Below are 18,052 nucleotides of genomic sequence, written 5' to 3'. Positions count from 1 at the left end.
CTCGAGGATCGACCCTGGGCAGCGCGCCTGGAGCTGGCGCGCCTGCTGTCGAATGCGCCAGCGCTGTACCTGGCCGGCGCGCTGGGCTTAGTGCTGGTCACGCCCCTGTTCTGGCTGCTGCTCCTGGGTTACAGCCTGCTCAGCCTCGGCGGCCTGGCCCTCTGCCGCCGCGCGACGCTCGGCGCGGCTGTTGCGAAAGCGCCGGCGCAGCCAGAGCGCGAGGCCCAGCACCAGCAGGCCGCCGAGCACCCATAGCTCGTATTTCTTGATGCTGCCCAGCATGCCTTCGAGTATGGCGCCGAAGTGATAGGCGGCCAGGCCCAGGGCCAGGGCCCAGACTGCGGCGCCGATGCCGTTGAGCAGCAGGTAGCGGCGTGGCGGGTAGCCGGACAGGCCGATGGCCACCGGCATCACCGTGCGCAGGCCGTAGACGAAGCGGAAGCTCAGCACCCAGATGTCCGGATGGCGGCGGATATGCTCCAGCGCGCGGTCGCCCATGGCTTGCCAGCGAGGCTTGCGGGCGAGGATCTTGCGCCCGTGGCGTCGACCCATGAAATACCACAACTGGTCACCGGCATAACTGCCACAGAAGGCCACCAGGACCACCAGCTTGATATCCATGTATTCGCGAAACGCAAGAAACCCTGCGAGCACGAGGATGGTCTCGCCTTCGAAGAACGTGCCGAGAAAAAGGGCAAAGTAGCCGAAATCGTTCAGGAATTGTTGAAGCATTTTCTGGCGTGCTGGCGAAATGAACGCGCAGCCTACCCCTTCGGGCGCGTTCGGGAAAGTGTCCAAATGTGTCTCGACGTGAACAATTCCTACAAGGACAATGACTGCGGCCACAAGTCGCAGGGTTGCCCTCGGGTGTCACACAGGCGTCATAATGGCCGCTTATAACTGTCGCGCTCGCCCGCCTGCGCGGGCTCAGGAGTCTGCCGTGAGCTTTACCCCCGCCAATCGTCTGTTTCCTGCCACCCGTCTGCGTCGCAACCGTCGGGACGAATTCTCCCGTCGTCTGGTTCGCGAAAACACCCTGACTGTCGATGACCTGATTCTTCCGGTATTCGTACTGGACGGCGAGGGCCGCCGCGAAGAAGTGCCGTCCATGCCGGGCGTCGAGCGCCTGTCGATCGACCTGCTGCTGGAAGCCGCGCAGGCTTGGGTAGAGCTGGGCATTCCGGCGCTGGCGCTGTTCCCGGTGACCCCGACCGAAAAGAAATCCCTCGATGGCGCCGAAGCCTGGAACCCGGACGGCATCGCCCAGCGTGCCACCCGCGCCCTGCGTGCCCGCTTCCCGGAACTGGGGGTGATCACCGACGTGGCCCTTGACCCGTTCACCACCCACGGTCAGGACGGCATCCTCGATGAGGAAGGCTATGTGCAGAACGACATCACCGTCGACGCCCTGGTGCGTCAGGCGCTGTCCCATGCCGAGGCCGGCGCCCAGGTGGTCGCCCCGTCGGACATGATGGACGGCCGTCTCGGCGCGATCCGTGAAGCCCTCGAAGTGGCCGGCCACGTCAACGTGCGCATCATGGCCTACTCGGCCAAGTACGCCAGTGCCTACTACGGCCCATTCCGTGATGCGGTCGGCTCGGCGCTGAACCTGGGCAAGGCCAACAAGGCCTCCTACCAGATGGATCCGGCCAACAGCGACGAGGCCCTGCACGAAGTGGCCACCGACCTTGCCGAAGGCGCCGACATGGTCATGGTCAAGCCGGGCATGCCGTACCTGGACATCGTTCACCGGGTGAAGACCGAGTTCAAGGTGCCGACCTTCGTCTATCAGGTCAGCGGCGAGTACGCCATGCACATGGCCGCGATCCAGAACGGCTGGCTCAGCGAAGCCGTGATCCTCGAATCCCTCACCGCATTCAAACGGGCAGGCGCCGATGGCATCCTGACCTATTTCGCCGTGCGTGCCGCTCAAATGATGAGAGGGCAGTAACGCTCTCCAGGAACGTCAGATGAATAACGAAGTGCTCAACCCTGTCGCGATCAAGGATGCCCAGGCCGTGCCCGAAGAAATGGTGCAGACCCCGCCCGACCTGCCGGCGGTAGCGCAGCCGGAACCTGTCGCTGAAGCCGCCCCGGCCCCTGTGCCTGCGCCGGCCCCGGCGATCGCCGTGCCGAGCCTGGACGACAGCAGCCTGTACATTCATCGCGAGCTTTCGCAGCTGCAGTTCAATATCCGCGTGCTGGAGCAGGCGCTGGACGAGTCGTACCCGCTGCTCGAGCGCCTGAAGTTCCTGTTGATCTTCTCCAGCAACCTGGACGAGTTCTTCGAAATCCGTGTGGCGGGCCTGAAGAAGCAGATCAACTTCGCCCGCGAACAGGCCGGCGCCGATGGCCTGCAGCCGCACCAGGCGCTGGCGCGGATCAGCGAGCTGGTGCACCTTGAAGTGGATCGGCAGTACGCGATCCTCAACGACGTGCTGCTGCCGGAGCTGGAAAAACACGCCATTCGCTTCATCCGGCGCCGTTACTGGACACCCAAGCTCAAGACCTGGGTACGACGCTTCTTCCGCGACGAGATCGCGCCGATCATCACCCCGATCGGCCTCGACCCGACCCACCCGTTCCCGTTGCTGGTGAACAAGAGCCTGAACTTCATCGTCGAGCTCGAGGGTGTCGACGCCTTCGGCCGCGATTCGGGCTTGGCGATCATCCCGGCACCGCGCCTGCTGCCGCGGGTAATCCGGGTGCCGGAAGACGTCGGCGGGCCTGGCGACAACTATGTGTTCCTGTCGTCGATGATCCATGCCCATGCCGATGACCTGTTCCAGGGCATGAAGGTCAAGGGCTGCTACCAGTTCCGCCTGACCCGTAACGCCGACCTGGCGCTGGACTCGGAAGAGGTCGACGACCTCGCCCGTGCCCTGCGCGGCGAGTTGTTCTCGCGCCGCTACGGCGATGCCGTGCGCCTCGAGGTAGCCGATACCTGCCCCAAACACCTCTCCGACTATCTGCTCAAGCAGTTCAGCCTGAGCGAGAGCGAACTGTACCAGGTCAACGGCCCGGTCAACCTGACCCGTCTGTTCAGCATCACCGGGCTCGACAGCCACCCCGAGCTGCAGTACACGCCGTTCACCCCGGCGATCCCCAAGCTGCTGGTGAACGCCGACAACATCTTCAGTGTGATCGGCAAGCAGGACATCCTGCTGATGCACCCGTTCGAATCGTTCACCCCAGTGATCGACCTGCTGCGTCAGGCCGCCAAGGACCCGCACGTGCTTGCCGTGCGCCAGACGCTCTATCGCTCGGGTGCCAACTCGGAGATCGTCGACGCCCTGGTGGACGCGGCGCGTAACGGCAAGGAGGTCACGGCAGTGATCGAATTGCGCGCACGCTTCGACGAAGAGTCCAACCTGCAGATGGCCAGCCGCCTGCAGGCCGCCGGCGCGGTGGTGATCTACGGGGTGGTCGGTTTCAAGACCCACGCCAAGATGATGCTGATCCTGCGCCGCGAGCAGGGCGAGATCGTCCGTTACGCACACCTGGGCACCGGCAACTACCACGCCGGCAACGCCCGCCTGTACACCGACTACAGCCTGCTGACCTCCGACGACGCCCTCACCGAGGACGTCGGCAAACTGTTCAGCCAGTTGATCGGCATGGGCAAGACCCTGCGCATGAAGAAGCTGCTGCACGCGCCCTTCACCCTGAAAAAGGGCATGCTCGACATGATCGCCCGGGAGACCCAGTTCGCCCTGGAGGGCAAGCCTGCGCACATCATCGCCAAGTTCAACTCGCTGACCGACGCCAAGATCATCAAGGCGCTGTACAAGGCCAGCCAGTCGGGCGTGCGCATCGACCTGGTGGTGCGTGGCATGTGCTGCCTGCGTCCGGGTATACCGGGGGTGTCGCACAACATCCATGTGCGCTCGATCATCGGCCGCTTCCTCGAGCATACCCGGGTGTTCTACTTCCTCAATGGCGGCGAGGAGCAGATCTACCTGTCCAGTGCCGACTGGATGGAGCGCAACCTCGACAAGCGTGTCGAGACCTGCTTCCCGGTGGAAGGCAAGAAGCTGTTGCTGCGGGTCAAGAAGGAGCTGGAAGGGTACCTGACCGACAACACCCAGGCCTGGACCCTGCAACCGGACGGGCGCTACGTGCGCAGCACCCCGACCGGCAACCAGAATCCGCGCAGTGCCCAGGCGACCCTGCTGGAGCGCCTGAGCAACCCGGTCCTCAACGTACGCTGAGAACGAAGCCGACCCGGGCCAGCCACTCCGCCTCGTTGGCGAAGTCGGCCTGGGTCAGCTGGTTTTCTTCCAGCCAGTTTCCAGGGAAGATCACTTCCAGGCTGTTGTCGCCGGCCTGCAGCACCACTTTCGGCATCTGCTGGGTGCCGCGGATGTGATGGAAGAGGATGGCGAAGCGCAGCAGCACGCACAGGCGGATCAGCTTGATGCCTTCGTCGCCGAACTCGGCGAACTTGTCCTTGGGAATGTTGCGGCGATGGCCGCGCACCAGCAGGGCCATCATCTGCTGGTCCTCGCGGGAGAAGCCGGACAGGTCGGAGTGCTCGATCAGGTAGGCACCGTGCTTGTGGTAGTGGTAATGGGCGATGTCCAGGCCCACTTCGTGCACTTTCGCCGCCCAGCCAAGAAGATCGCGCCAGTTGCCGTCCTCGAGGTCCCATGCCTTGGCCACTTGGTCGAAGGCGTGCAGCGCCTTGCGCTCGACCCGTGCGGCCTGGCCCTGGTCGACGTGGTAACGCTCCATCAGCGAGTTCAGGGTGCGCTCGCGCACATCTTCGTGATGGTGGCGGCCCAGCAGGTCGAACAACACGCCTTCGCGCAGGGCACCGTCGCAGTGTTCCATACGCTGCAGCTCCAGCGCATCGAAGATCGCCTCGAGGATGGCCAGGCCTGCGGGGAAAATGGTTCGGCGATCGGGCTTGACCCCTTCGAAGTCGATCTTGTCGGTCTCGCCCAGCTTGAACAGCTTGCGCTTGACCCAGGCCAAGCCCTCGGCGTTGACCTCGCCATTACCCAGTCCGCCGGACTTGATGGCGGCGCCGATGGCGCGGATGGTCCCGGACGAGCCGATGGCCTCATCCCAGGTCAGGCGGTGCAGGGCGTTCTCGATGCTCATCAGCTCCAGGCGCGCGGCGGTGTAGGCCTGTGCGTAGCGCGCCGGGGTAATCTTGCCGTCGCGGAAATAACGCTGGGTGAAGCTGACGCAGCCCATTTGCAGGCTTTCGCGCAGCAGCGGCTCGAAACGCTGGCCGATGATGAACTCGGTGCTGCCGCCGCCGATGTCGGCAACCAGGCGCTTGCCCGGGGTGTCGGCCAGGGTGTGGGACACGCCCAGGTAGATCAGGCGCGCCTCTTCACGGCCGGAAATGACCTCGACCGGGTGGCCGAGGATGGCCTCGGCGCGCTGGATGAATTCGTTGCGGTTGCGTGCTTCGCGCAAGGCGTTGGTGCCGACGATGCGCACCGCGCCCTGGGGCATGCCGTTGATCAGCTGGGCGAAGCGCTTGAGGCATTCCAGGCCGCGTTGCATGGCTTCTTCGCTGAGCTTGCGCTCATCGTCGATGCCGGCGGCGAGCTGAACCTTTTCTCCAAGCCTTTCGAGGATGCGGATTTCCGTATGATGGGCCTTGGCCACGACCATGTGGAAGCTGTTGGAGCCCAGGTCGATGGCGGCGATCAGAGACAGGTTCTTCGCGGTGGTATGCGGCATGGTCTGGAGGTTCTCGGTCGTTAACCCGGCAATCGTGCCACGATCGTGGTCCTACGCCAACGAGCGGCACTGCAAGGCTTGATGCATGGCAATGTCATAGCAATGTTATGACCGTGATATGACAGTTTCGATTCGTGGCGTCTTGCACAACTATAGTTACACTCAATCGTCTGTGGCTTCCTGTCGCGCCTGGGTGCGGCTATGATGGGCAACGTTTTTTGTGCTTACGACCTGGAGATATCCATGAGCAGCGATCTTATCAAACATGTCACCGACGCTACCTTCGAAGCCGAAGTCCTGCAGGCTCAAGGTGCGGTACTGGTCGACTACTGGGCTGAATGGTGCGGTCCATGCAAGATGATCGCTCCGGTTCTGGACGACATCGCCACTGAATACGAAGGCAAGGTGACCATCGCCAAGCTGAACATCGACGAAAACCAGGAAACCCCGGCCAAGCACGGCGTGCGTGGCATCCCGACGCTGATGCTGTTCAAGAACGGCAACGTCGAGGCCACCAAGGTCGGCGCGTTGTCCAAGTCGCAGCTCAAAGCGTTCCTCGACGCCAGCCTGTGATGTGAAGAAGCCCCGCAAATGCGGGGCTTTTCTTTATCTGTTGTAGGTGGTTTTCCTGAGGGCTGGCGAGCCCCGGCCTTGCGGCCATCCAGTCGGATGGCCCCGTAAAACACTGGCCAAAACCACTAGACGTCGAAAAAAGCAAGTGTTACATTCGGCCTCGCACTGCTTCTCCAGTGCCCTCTGCACGCCGTCGCCGAAGCATCCCTAATTCGAATCAGTACGCGATCCTGTCGCCATCTAGCGGCGCGGCCTCATTAAGCCAACTGCTTAATTTTTCCCTTCCTTACATGATTACGTCACTCCCCTTATGAACCTGACAGAACTCAAGCAAAAGCCGATTACCGATCTTTTGGAAATGGCCGAACAGATGGGCATCGAAAACATGGCCCGTTCGCGCAAACAGGACGTGATTTTCGCCCTGCTGAAAAAGCATGCGAAAAGCGGCGAAGAGATCTCGGGTGACGGCGTGCTGGAGATTCTCCAGGATGGTTTCGGTTTCCTGCGTTCGGCGGATGCCTCTTACCTGGCCGGCCCTGACGACATCTACGTTTCGCCCAGCCAGATCCGTCGCTTCAACCTGCGCACCGGCGACACCATCGTCGGCAAGATCCGCCCACCGAAGGAAGGCGAGCGTTACTTCGCGCTGCTGAAGGTCGATACCATCAACTTCGACCGTCCGGAAAACGCGAAGAACAAGATCCTGTTCGAAAACCTGACGCCGCTGTTCCCGAACAAGCGCCTGAAGATGGAAGCCGGTAACGGCTCCACCGAAGACCTCACCGGTCGCGTCATCGACCTGTGTGCCCCGATCGGCAAAGGCCAGCGTGGCCTGATCGTCGCACCGCCGAAAGCCGGTAAGACCATCATGCTGCAGAACATCGCGGCCAACATTACCCGCAACAACCCCGAGTGCCACCTGATCGTCCTGCTGATCGACGAGCGCCCGGAAGAAGTGACCGAGATGCAGCGCACCGTGCGCGGCGAAGTGGTCGCCTCGACCTTCGACGAGCCGCCGACCCGCCACGTGCAGGTCGCCGAGATGGTCATCGAGAAGGCCAAGCGCCTGGTCGAGCACAAGAAAGACGTGGTCATCCTGCTCGACTCCATCACCCGTCTGGCGCGTGCCTACAACACCGTGATCCCGAGCTCTGGCAAGGTGCTGACCGGTGGTGTCGATGCCCACGCCCTGGAGAAGCCGAAGCGCTTCTTCGGTGCCGCCCGTAACATCGAGGAAGGCGGTTCGCTGACCATCATCGCCACCGCGCTGGTCGAGACCGGCTCGAAGATGGACGAAGTGATCTACGAAGAGTTCAAGGGTACCGGCAACATGGAGCTGCCCCTGGACCGCCGCATCGCCGAGAAGCGTGTGTTCCCTGCCATCAACATCAACAAGTCCGGTACCCGCCGCGAAGAGCTGCTGACCGCCGACGACGAACTGCAGCGCATGTGGATCCTGCGCAAGCTGCTGCACCCGATGGACGAAATCGCCGCCATCGAGTTCCTGGTCGACAAGCTCAAGCAGACCAAGACCAACGATGAGTTCTTCCTGTCGATGAAGCGCAAGTAAGCTTCCCGGCCAGGTACTGAAAGGGGCTGCTTTGCAGCCCATCGCCGGCAACGCGGCGATGGGATCGCGAAGCGGCCCCTTTTCATTTTTTGCCCCCAAACAAGGCGTGAACGGCGCTACACTCTGCACCCCGACCGATACGCCCAACACGAGGCCTTTGCATGCAGTATCGCGATCTGCGCGACTTCATTCGTGGCCTGGAACAGCGCGGTGAACTCAAGCGCATCCAGGTTCCCATCTCCCCAGTTCTGGAAATGACCGAAGTCTGCGACCGCACGCTGCGCGCCAAGGGCCCGGCCTTGCTCTTCGAAAAGCCCACTGGGTTCGATATGCCGGTGCTGGGCAACCTGTTCGGCACCCCCGAGCGCGTGGCCATGGGCATGGGCGCCGAGTCGACCGAAGAGCTGCGCGAGATCGGCAAGCTGCTGGCGTTTCTCAAGGAGCCCGAGCCGCCGAAGGGCCTGAAGGACGCCTGGTCGAAGCTGCCGATCTTCAAGAAGGTCGTGTCCATGGCGCCGAAGGTGGTCAAGGACGCGGTATGCCAGGAAATCGTGGTCGAAGGCGATGACGTTGACCTCGGCCAGCTGCCGATCCAGCACTGCTGGCCGGGCGATGTTGCGCCGCTGATCACCTGGGGCCTGACCGTGACTCGCGGGCCGAACAAGGAACGCCAGAACCTGGGCATCTATCGCCAGCAGGTGATTGGCCGCAACAAGGTGATCATGCGCTGGCTGAGCCACCGCGGCGGGGCGCTGGACTACCGCGAATGGTGCGAGAAGCATCCTGGCCAGCCGTTCCCGGTAGCCGTGGCGTTGGGCGCGGACCCGGCGACCATCCTCGGTGCCGTGACCCCGGTCCCGGACACGCTTTCCGAATACGCCTTCGCTGGCCTGTTGCGTGGCAACCGCACCGAACTGGTCAAGTGCCGTGGCAACGACCTGCAGGTACCGGCTACCGCCGAGATCATCCTCGAAGGCGTGATCCACCCCGGCGAGATGGCCCCGGAAGGCCCGTACGGCGACCACACCGGCTACTACAACGAAGTGGACAGCTTCCCGGTGTTCACCGTCGAGCGCATCACCCACCGGCAAAAGCCGATCTACCACAGCACCTACACCGGCCGGCCGCCGGATGAGCCGGCGATTCTCGGCGTGGCGCTGAACGAAGTGTTCGTGCCGATCCTGCAGAAGCAGTTCCCCGAGATCACCGACTTCTACCTGCCGCCGGAAGGCTGCTCGTACCGCATGGCGGTGGTGACCATGAAGAAGCAGTACCCGGGCCATGCCAAGCGCGTCATGCTGGGTGTGTGGTCGTTCCTGCGACAGTTCATGTACACCAAGTTCGTTATCGTCACCGACGACGATATCAACGCCCGCGACTGGAACGATGTGATCTGGGCCATCACCACGCGCATGGACCCCAAGCGTGATACGGTGATGATCGACAACACCCCCATCGACTACCTCGACTTCGCGTCGCCGGTATCGGGGCTGGGGTCGAAGATGGGCCTGGACGCCACGCACAAATGGCCGGGCGAGACTACACGCGAATGGGGCCGGGTCATCGTCAAGGACGAGGCCGTCACCCGCCGTATCGATGAGTTGTGGGACCAGTTGGGAATAGATTGATGCAGGTAACCTTGCAGCCTTCCGGGGCGGTACTGGCGGTCGAACCGGGTGAAAGGATTCTGGATGCGGCACGGCGCCTGGGCTATGACTGCCCGAGCAGCTGCCGCAACGGCAACTGCCATGTATGTGCCGCGCTGCTGGTGGAAGGCAGTGTTCGCCAGGAAGGCCAGGTGCGCGATCACGGTGAGCTGTTCACCTGCATCGCCGAGCCGCTGGAGGACTGTGTGTTGCTGTGGGATGGTGTGCTGGCCCTGGGCGAGCTGCCGCTGCGCAAGCTGGCCTGTACCGTGACCGAGTGCGTCGAGATCGGTGGCGATGTCTGGCGCGTGCGCCTGCGCGCGCCGGCCGGCAAGCCGCCCCGCTACCACGCCGGGCAATATCTGATGATCGAGCGCGAGGGTATGGACAAGGCGGCTTTTTCGCTCGCTTCGGCGCCCCACGGTGGGCGTGAGCTGGAGTTGCATGTGCTGGCCCGCGAAAGCAGTGCCGTGCAGTTGATCAAGCAGTTGCAGCGCAATGGCCTGGCCCGCATCGAACTGCCATTTGGTGATGCTCACCTGGCGGAGTTGCCGGATGGCCCGCTGGTACTGATCGCCGCCGGGACCGGCATGGGGCAGATGCACAGCCTGATCGAGCACTGCCGGGCGCAGGGCTTCAAGCACCCGGTGCACTTGTACTGGGGTGTACGCCGGCCTGAAGACTTCTACCAGATCGAGCACTGGGCCGAGTGGGAGCGTCTGCCGAACCTGTTCCTGCACAAAGTGGTCAGCGATCTGTGCGGTTGGGAGGGGCGCTGTGGCCTGCTCCACGAAGCGGTATGCGAGGACATCGGCGACCTGAACCAGGTGCATGTCTATGCCAGTGGCTCGCCGAACATGGTCTACGCCACCCTCGATGCATTGGTCGAGGCCGGCATGGATGCCCACCGCATGCGGGCTGACGTGTTTGCCTACGCGCCACGCGGCTGAGTCACCCGGCACGCTGCAAGGGAGTGTCGGGTTTAATAACCAAGTTTTTTCTGTTGGTTATATGGTGGGGATTGTTACCGGTGCGGGTAATAAGTTTCGCTATACTCGGACTATTAGTTTCCGTTCAGCGGATGCTTTAATGAAATCCTGTTTTCGGGGTTGAGTGCAAAGAGCGATTTGCCTTACGTTAGGCGCCAGGTAAATCGCCGGGCAAGCCCGTTCCCATGCGATCCTGGCGGGCCTTTGTGGAAGCGGGCTTGCTCCGCGATAGCATCCGAACAGGCACGGCAATACCTGCACTTTGGTAGTTCTCAGGAATTAATGGCGGCAGCTCATGTCGACGCTTGAAAGTTCATCCTGGCAAATAGCCTATCCGCCGTCACTCGACTTCGGGCAGCAGTTGACCCGTGAACAACTGCAGCGTTCGATGCAGGAAACCATGTCCCAGCACGAAGGCGGCCCGGTCTGGCTGTTTGCCTATGGTTCGCTGATCTGGCGCCCCGAATGCAACTCGGTCGAGCGGCAGCGGGCGCGGGTGCATGGTTATCACCGCGGCCTCTACCTGTGGTCCCACGAACACCGTGGTACACCGGAGTGCCCAGGCCTGGTGTTCGGCCTGGACCGTGGCGGCTCCTGCAGCGGCTTTGCCTTCCGTCTGGACGAAACCAACCTGCACGACTCGCTCATGGCCCTGTGGCAGCGTGAGATGCCGTTCCCGGCCTATCGTCCGCATTGGCTGAGCTGCCGCCTGGGCGATGGCAGCAAGGTGCAGGCGCTGGGTTTTGTGCTGGAGCGGCACCTGCCGTGCTACGCGGGCAACCTGCCGGACACCCTGCTCAGCCAGATCCTCGCCAGCGCCAAGGGGCGCTACGGCACCACGCGCGATTACGTGGAGCAGACCCTCAACGCCCTACGCAGCCACCAGATGCCCGATCGCAACCTGGAAGCGCGCTTCAGGCGTTGCCACAACCTGCGCGAGGTGTGAGCCCCGCGCATCGGCTTCACTCCTGGCCGGCGGCGGTGCCGAGGAACTTGCGCAGGAACTGGCGTGTGCGCTCTTCCTTCGGGTTGGCGAACAGTGCCTTGGCCTCGCCCTGCTCGACGATCACGCCCTTGTCGAAGAAGATCACCCGGTTGGCGACATCGCGGGCGAAGCTCATCTCGTGGGTGACGATGATCATGGTGCGCTTTTCCTCGGCCAGGCTACGGATGGTCTCCAGCACTTCACCGACCAGTTCGGGGTCGAGCGCCGAAGTGGGTTCGTCGAACAGGATCACTTCCGGCTCCATGGCCAGGGCCCGGGCGATGGCCACCCGTTGCTGCTGGCCGCCGGACAGGCGCCTGGGGTAGGCGTCTTCCTTGCCCGCCAGGCCGACCTTGGCCAACAGGCGCCTGGCCAGCTCGATGGCCTTGTCGCGGGGCGTCTTCTTGACGATCACCGGCCCTTCGATGACGTTTTCCAGGGCGGTGCGGTGCGGGAACAGGTTGAAGTTCTGGAACACGAACCCGGCCTGTTGGCGCAGGCGGCGGATAGCACCCTGTTGGCCGCCGAGCGGACGGTTGGCATCGATGCTGATATCGCCGATCTGGATGCGCCCGGCATCGGGGGTTTCCAGCAGGTTCAGGCAGCGCAGGAAAGTGGTCTTGCCCGAGCCGCTGGGGCCGATGATGGCCACCACTTCGCCGGGCTGCACGCTCAGGTCGATGCCGTTGAGCACGGTCTGGCCCTTGAACTGCTTGGTCAGGCCTTCTACTACGATCATCTCAGTGCTCCTGGTCGTGCTGGTTGACCCGCGCTTCCATGCGGTTCTGGAAGTGCGCCAGGATGCTGCAGAGGATCCAGTAGACCACCGCGACAGCCAGGTACATGGTGAAGACCTCGAAGGTCCGTGCGGTGATCAGCTGTGCCTGGCGGAATAGCTCGGGCACCTGGATGGTCGCCGCCAGGGCGGTGTCCTTGACCAGCGAGATGAAGCTGTTGCCCAGCGGAGGCAGGGCAGTGCGCAGGGCTTGCGGCAGGATCGCCCGGCGCATGGCCTGGGTGCGGGTCATGCCGATGCTGGCTGCGGCTTCCCACTGGCCACGGTCGATCGAGGAGATTGCCGCGCGGAGGATTTCGCAGACATAGGCCGCCATGTTCAGTGACAGGCCGATCAGCGAGGCGGGGATCGGATCGAGCTCGATGCCGATCTGCGGCAGGCCGAAGTAGATCACGAACAGCTGCACCAGCAGCGGCGTGCCGCGGAAGAACGACACATAGATGCGCGCCAGCCAGTCCAGCGGCAGGATCTTCGACAGCCGCATCAGCGCCAGGGCAAAGCCCAGCACCAGGCCGAAGAACATGCCACCGACGCTGAGCAGCACGGTATAACCCGCACCCTTCAACAGGAAGGGCGCGGAATCGACAACGAGTTGCAGGCTTTCAGCGATCATTTGGTGACATCGGCACCGAAGTATTTTTCGGACAGCTTGGCCAGCGAGCCGTCGGCCTTGAGCTTGTCGATGGCCTTGTTCAGCGCATCGAGCAGTTCAGGTTCGCCTTTGCGCAAGGCCACGCCCGATTCCAGCTTGGAGAATTTCTCGCCAGCGAGTGCGGTCGGTTTCTTGTCCTTGGCGGTTTTCTGGACGTACTCGAGTGCAGCCAGGCGATCGATCAGGATGGCGTCGATACGACCGTTGCGCAGGTCGGCGAACTTGGTCGGGTCATCTTCGTAGGTGCGCACATCGGCTGTCGGCACATCCTGTTTGACCCATTGCTCATAGTTGGTGCCCAGGCCGACACCGACCTTCTTGCCACCGAGATCGGCGGCAGTCTTGATGTTTTTCTCGTTGTCACTGCCCTTGAGTACCAGGGCCTGAATGCCGGAAACGGTGTACGGCTCGGAAAAATCGTACTTCTTCTTGCGATCCTCGGAGATGGTCACCTGGTTGATCACCACGTCGAGGCGCTTGGATTCCAGTGCAGCGAGGATGCCGTCCCACTTGGTCGGCTGGACCTTGGCCTTGACCCCCAGCTCCTTGGCCAACAACTCGGACAGCTCGACCTCGAAGCCGGTCAGCTTGCCGTTTTCGTCCTGGAAGCTGAACGGTGGATAGGTGCCTTCCAGGCCGACGTTGATCACGCCTTTTTCCTGGATGGTCTTCAACTGCTCGCCGGCAAAGGCCTGGCCGAGCAAGCCGGCGCCGAGCAGGAGCGCCAGGCTGGCGTTGAGAAGGGGTTTGGCGAATTTGGTCATGGCATGCCCCGCGCTTGTTGTGGAAGTAGTGAGGTGGCGACTATAGAGGTGGGCTTCATAGGCCGGGAAATAATAAAAAATCAGGTTATTATTCCAAATCTGCAAATTGCAGCGGCTTATACCCGACTTAGCTCAGGATGGAATAAAGCGTTGTTTTTTCCAAGAGGCAGATTTGACGTATCGTGTTTTGCACCTCCTTGTAGGAGCGTATGCATACCGAGAAAGCCGCCTGGCAGGAGAAACACCGTGAGCGAACAACCATCAACCGGGCACTGGCAGTTGCAGGGTATCGTCAGTGGCCTGCGCAACGCCCGCGAGCAGTGGCGCAGCAGCAATGGCCGCAGCAGCGGCGAGCAGGGCGGGCGCGAACTGCCGTCGCGCGAGGCGCTGCGGCAAATCCTCGAGCAGCTTTGCGGCGCGCTGTTCCCGATGCGCCTAGGGCCGGTGGACCTGCGCGAGGAGAGCGAGGACTTTTATGTGGGCCATACGCTCGACGCTGCGCTGACCGCGCTGTTGGCCCAGGCACGCCTGGAGCTGCGCTATGCGGCGCGTCATGGCAAGACTGATGTGATCGATGTCGATACCCACGCCCTGCGTCTGATCCAGGACTTCGCCGCAGCCCTGCCGGCGCTGCGCGTGCTGCTGGACACCGACGTACTCGCCGCCTACCACGGCGACCCGGCGGCGCGCAGCGTAGACGAGGTGCTGCTGTGCTACCCGGGCATCCTGGCGATCATCCACCACCGGCTGGCCCATCACCTGTACCGGGCCGGCCTGCCGCTGCTGGCGCGGATCAGTTCGGAGCTGGCGCACTCGGCCACCGGCATCGATATCCATCCCGGTGCGCAGATCGGCCCTGGCTTCTTCATCGACCACGGCACAGGCGTGGTAATCGGTGAGACCGCGATCATCGGCGAGCGGGTGCGTATCTACCAGGCGGTGACCCTGGGCGCCAAGCGCTTCCCCAGCGACGAGTCCGGCACCTTGCACAAGGGCCTGGCGCGGCACCCGATCGTCGAGGACGACGTGGTGATCTACGCCGGCGCGACCATCCTCGGGCGTATCACCATCGGCAAGGGTTCGACCATTGGCGGCAACGTCTGGCTGACCCGCAGCGTGCCGGCTGACAGCAACATTACCCAGGCGAACCTGCAGCTCGATTGCGAGGGCAAGAAAGCCCTCTAGCTCTAGGCTTATGAGGCGTGGCGGCGGGACTTCCCGCCACCACCTCGATCACGCCCTGGAGCGGCATCGGGTCGCATTGAAATCCAATCCATGTTTAACTTGAACGCTTGTTCAACGAAAAACGCTGGTCCATTGCCGGTGTTCAAAAGGAGGAATCGCCTTTGCTGAACCCGTTCAATCCGAACCTCACGTCCCGTGACGAGGTGCCCGTTCAATGAGTGCACCGACCCCCGACCTTGCCAACGGCAAGATCCGCATGAACCCCCCCGTGTTCTATTTCGCGGCAAGCTTCATCCTCATTTTCGGCTTGATCGTCATCGCTCAGCCCCAGGCTGCCGGCGAGTGGTTGCTGGCAGCGCAGAACTGGGCGGCCAACACGGTCGGCTGGTACTACATGCTGGCCATGACCCTGTACCTGGTCTTCGTGGTGGTCACCGCCTTGTCGGGCTACGGCAAGATCAAGCTCGGCGCCGACCATGACGAGCCCGAGTTCAGCTACCTGTCCTGGGCCGGCATGCTGTTCGCCGCCGGCATCAGCATCACGCTGTTCTTCTTCTGCGTCTCTGAACCTCTGACCCACATGCTCCAGCCGCCCCAAGGCGAGGCGGGCACGGCCGAGGCCGGGCGCCAGGCGATGCAGATCCTGTTCCTGCACTGGGGCCTGCACGGCTGGGGTGTGTTCGCCTTCGTCGGCATGGCGCTCGCCTACTTCGCCTACCGCCACAACCTGCCACTGGCCCTGCGCTCGGCGCTGTACCCGCTGATCGGCAAGCGCATCAACGGGCCGATCGGCTACGCGGTGGATGGCTTTGGCATTATCGCCACGGTATTCGGCCTGGGCGCCGACATGGGCTTTGGCGTGCTGCACCTGAACGCAGGCCTGGACTACCTGTTCGGCATCAGCCACAGCCAATGGGTGCAGGTGATCCTCATCACCCTGATGATGGGCGCGGCCGTGGCCGTGGCGGTCGCCGGGGTGGAGAAGGGCGTGCGGGTGATGAGCGACATCAACCTGTTCCTGGCCTGCGCGCTGCTGCTGTTCGTGTTGTTCGCCGGGCCCACCCAGCACCTGTTCAACACCCTGATCCAGAACCTCGGTGACTACCTTGGCGCCCTGCCACGCAAGAGCTTCGATGTGTACGCCTACGGCGAGCAGCGCGACTGGCTGGGCGGCTGGACGGTGTTCTACTGGGCCTGGTGGATTGCCTGGGCGCCGTTCGTGGGGTTGTTCATCGCCCGTATCTCGCGGGGCCGGACCATCCGCGAGTTCGTCTTCGGCGTGCTGCTGATCCCGCTGGGCTTCACCCTGGCGTGGATGTCGATCTTCGGTAACAGCGCCCTTGACCAGGTGATCAACCACGGCATGACCGCGCTCGGCCAGTCAGCCCTCGACAACCCGTCGATGAGCTTGTACCTGCTGCTGGAAACCTACCCGTGGAGCAAGGCGGTGATAGCCGTGACGGTGTTCATCAGCTTTGTGTTCTTCGTCACTTCGGCCGACTCCGGCACCGTGGTGCTGTCGACGCTGTCGGCCAAGGGCGGTGGCGCCGACGAGGACGGCCCGAACTGGCTGCGGATCTTCTGGGGGGCGATGACCGCGCTGATTACCAGCAGCCTGCTGTTCGCCGGCAGCATCGATTCGCTGAAGTCGGCGGTGGTGCTGACCTCGCTGCCGTTCTCGCTGATCCTGCTGTGCATGATGTGGGGGCTGCACAAGGCCTTCTACCTGGAAAGCCAGCGGCAGATCGCGCAGATGCATTCGCTGGCGCCGTTCGCCCAGTCCCGGCGTGGGCGTGGCGGTTGGCGCCAACGCCTGAGCCAGGCGGTGCACTTCCCGTCTCGGGACGAGGTGTATCGCTTCATGGACGACGTGGTGCGCCCGGCGATCGCCGAAGTGCGCGAGGTGTTCGAGCAGAAGGGCCTGGTGCTGATCACCCAGGACGACCCGAGCCACGACAACGTCAGCCTGAAGATCGGCCATGGCGAGGAGCAGCCGTTCATCTACCAGGTGCAGATGCGCGGGTACTTTACGCCGTCGTTCGCCCTGGGCGGGCTGGGCACCCAGGACTTGAAGAACCGCCGCTACTACCGTGCGGAGGTGCATCTGTCCGAAGGCAGCCAGAACTACGACCTGGTGGGCTACAGCAAGGAGCAGATCATCAACGACATCCTCGACCAGTACGAGCGGCACATGCAGTACCTGCACCTGGTCAGGTAGATCGCTGGCGACGCTATGCGGCCCTTTCGCAGGCTCCCACAGGGTTGTTGCAAAACCTGTGGGAGCTGGCTTGCCAGCGAAAGGAAGCCAAAGGCCTCCCCCGATCTTTCAGAACGGCGCATCCCCCAGGATGGTCGCCCGATGCATCACCCGCCGGCTGGGCCGGTAATCATCCACCGCAAAGTGCTGCGTCACGCGGTTGTCCCAGAACGCCACGTCATTTTCCTGCCAACGCCAGCGAATGCTGAACTCCGGCCGCGTCGCATGGGCGAACAGCAGCTTGAGCAGCGCCTCGCTCTCCTGCTCATTCAATTCGTTGATCCGCGTGGTGAAACCTTCATTGACGAACAGCGCCTTGCGTCCGCTGACCGGGTGCGTGCGCACCACCGGGTGCGACAGCGGCGGATTGTTGCGCCGGGTCGTCTCCCAGCGGGCCAGGTCCTCGGGCGTAGTGCCGAAACGTTCCAGCGGGAACGACTTGGTGAAATCATGGGTGGCGGTCAGGCCGTCCAGCATTGTGCGCAGCGGCGCCGACAGCGCCTCGAACGCAGCGATGCCGCTGGCCCACAGAGTGTCACCACCAAAGGCCGGCAACTGCTTGGCGCTGAGCACCGCGCCCAGCGCCGGGGTCGGCAGGAAGGTCACGTCGGTGTGCCACACGGCGTTGTCGCGCACGTCGGTGACTGCGGTGTCGAGGATCAACACCTGCGGTGTCTCCGGCACATTGGGATAGATCGGGTGGATATGCAGGTCGCCGAAGCGGGCGGCGAAGCGCGCCTGCTGCTCGGGAGTGATTGGTTGATCGCGGAAGAACAGCACCTGGTGCTCGAGCAGCGCCTGCTCGATGGCGTCACGCTGTTGGGCATTGATGTCGCGGCTGATGTCCACGCCGCTGATCTGCGCGCCCAGTGCCGGGCTCAAGGGGGTAACGGTCAGGCTCATGTCTTTTCTCGTTCCAGGTGCCGGTTTGCCGG

General features: G+C 63.0%; 15 protein-coding genes. 9 read left to right on the top strand and 6 right to left on the bottom strand.

Going from position 1 to position 18,052, the window contains the following annotated elements:
* Positions 1 to 87: 87 nt before the first annotated feature.
* Entirely contained in the window at positions 88 to 732 is a 645-nt protein-coding gene (locus tag C3F42_RS16035; protein WP_081941314.1) for a DedA family protein, read from the bottom strand.
* A gap of 208 nt (positions 733 to 940) precedes the next feature.
* Between C3F42_RS16035 and hemB the strand changes: the two genes are divergently transcribed.
* Both hemB and ppk1 read left to right on the top strand, forming a co-directional pair.
* Complete coding sequence (gene hemB / locus C3F42_RS16030) at positions 941 to 1,951, top strand: porphobilinogen synthase (RefSeq protein WP_094011618.1); 1,011 nt, start codon at positions 941 to 943, stop codon at positions 1,949 to 1,951.
* Positions 1,952 to 2,030: 79 nt separating this feature from the next.
* Positions 2,031 to 4,211, top strand: a complete 2,181-nt coding sequence (ppk1, locus tag C3F42_RS16025) for a polyphosphate kinase 1 (protein WP_371041541.1) — start codon at positions 2,031 to 2,033, stop codon at positions 4,209 to 4,211.
* Here ppk1 and ppx read toward each other — a convergent pair.
* Complete coding sequence (gene ppx / locus C3F42_RS16020) at positions 4,198 to 5,700, bottom strand: exopolyphosphatase (RefSeq protein WP_023630296.1); 1,503 nt, start codon at positions 5,698 to 5,700, stop codon at positions 4,198 to 4,200. The two genes, ppk1 and ppx, sit on opposite strands and share 14 nt — an antisense overlap.
* A gap of 243 nt (positions 5,701 to 5,943) precedes the next feature.
* Between ppx and trxA the strand changes: the two genes are divergently transcribed.
* The 5 genes from trxA to C3F42_RS15995 all read left to right on the top strand — a co-directional run bounded on the left by trxA (position 5,944) and on the right by C3F42_RS15995 (position 11,424).
* Positions 5,944 to 6,273 carry a thioredoxin TrxA gene (gene trxA / locus C3F42_RS16015; protein ID WP_094011616.1) on the top strand — a complete coding sequence of 110 codons (330 nt, stop codon included), beginning with the start codon at positions 5,944 to 5,946 and terminating at the stop codon, positions 6,271 to 6,273.
* Positions 6,274 to 6,583: 310 nt separating this feature from the next.
* Positions 6,584 to 7,843 carry a transcription termination factor Rho gene (gene rho, locus C3F42_RS16010; RefSeq protein WP_011536308.1) on the top strand — a complete coding sequence of 420 codons (1,260 nt, stop codon included), beginning with the start codon at positions 6,584 to 6,586 and terminating at the stop codon, positions 7,841 to 7,843.
* 161 nt (positions 7,844 to 8,004) lie between these two features.
* On the top strand, positions 8,005 to 9,471 hold the full coding sequence (gene ubiD, locus C3F42_RS16005; RefSeq protein ID WP_023630294.1) for a 4-hydroxy-3-polyprenylbenzoate decarboxylase: 1,467 nt from the start codon (positions 8,005 to 8,007) through the stop codon (positions 9,469 to 9,471).
* The gene (locus C3F42_RS16000) at positions 9,471 to 10,439 is read left to right on the top strand and encodes a CDP-6-deoxy-delta-3,4-glucoseen reductase (RefSeq protein ID WP_038707150.1); all 969 of its coding nucleotides are present in this window, start codon (positions 9,471 to 9,473) and stop codon (positions 10,437 to 10,439) included. The genes ubiD and C3F42_RS16000 overlap by 1 nt, the downstream gene beginning before the upstream one ends.
* A gap of 334 nt (positions 10,440 to 10,773) precedes the next feature.
* Positions 10,774 to 11,424: a gamma-glutamylcyclotransferase gene (locus tag C3F42_RS15995; protein ID WP_023630291.1), complete on the top strand. Its 651-nt coding sequence runs from the start codon at positions 10,774 to 10,776 to the stop codon at positions 11,422 to 11,424.
* 16 nt (positions 11,425 to 11,440) lie between these two features.
* Here C3F42_RS15995 and tcyN read toward each other — a convergent pair whose 3' ends face one another.
* Genes tcyN through tcyJ form a run of 3 tightly spaced genes read right to left on the bottom strand, consistent with a single transcriptional unit; the run spans position 11,441 to position 13,675 of the window.
* Positions 11,441 to 12,202, bottom strand: coding sequence for an L-cystine ABC transporter ATP-binding protein TcyN (tcyN, locus tag C3F42_RS15990; protein WP_094011614.1), 762 nt, complete (start codon positions 12,200 to 12,202; stop codon positions 11,441 to 11,443).
* A 1-nt stretch (position 12,203) separates the two neighbouring features.
* Positions 12,204 to 12,872, bottom strand: a complete 669-nt coding sequence (tcyL, locus tag C3F42_RS15985) for a cystine ABC transporter permease (protein WP_028689228.1) — start codon at positions 12,870 to 12,872, stop codon at positions 12,204 to 12,206.
* Complete coding sequence (tcyJ, locus tag C3F42_RS15980) at positions 12,869 to 13,675, bottom strand: cystine ABC transporter substrate-binding protein (RefSeq protein WP_094011612.1); 807 nt, start codon at positions 13,673 to 13,675, stop codon at positions 12,869 to 12,871. The genes tcyL and tcyJ overlap by 4 nt, the downstream gene beginning before the upstream one ends.
* 246 nt (positions 13,676 to 13,921) lie before the next feature.
* On the opposite strand from tcyJ, the gene epsC reads away from it, so the two are divergent.
* Both epsC and betT read left to right on the top strand, forming a co-directional pair.
* Positions 13,922 to 14,860: a serine O-acetyltransferase EpsC gene (gene epsC / locus C3F42_RS15975; RefSeq protein ID WP_023630288.1), complete on the top strand. Its 939-nt coding sequence runs from the start codon at positions 13,922 to 13,924 to the stop codon at positions 14,858 to 14,860.
* Positions 14,861 to 15,116: 256 nt separating this feature from the next.
* On the top strand, positions 15,117 to 17,078 hold the full coding sequence (betT, locus tag C3F42_RS15970) for a choline transporter BetT (RefSeq protein ID WP_167335944.1): 1,962 nt from the start codon (positions 15,117 to 15,119) through the stop codon (positions 17,076 to 17,078).
* Between the two features lie 108 nt (positions 17,079 to 17,186).
* Here betT and tauD read toward each other — a convergent pair whose 3' ends face one another.
* Positions 17,187 to 18,020, bottom strand: a complete 834-nt coding sequence (gene tauD / locus C3F42_RS15965; protein ID WP_094011611.1) for a taurine dioxygenase — start codon at positions 18,018 to 18,020, stop codon at positions 17,187 to 17,189.
* Positions 18,021 to 18,052: the final 32 nt, after the last annotated feature.

Origin of the sequence: Pseudomonas sp. PONIH3 (assembly GCF_002934345.1) — a bacterium.
GTDB classification, from domain to species: domain Bacteria; phylum Pseudomonadota; class Gammaproteobacteria; order Pseudomonadales; family Pseudomonadaceae; genus Aquipseudomonas; species Aquipseudomonas soli.
This window is presented reverse-complemented; position numbering and strand designations above follow the sequence as displayed.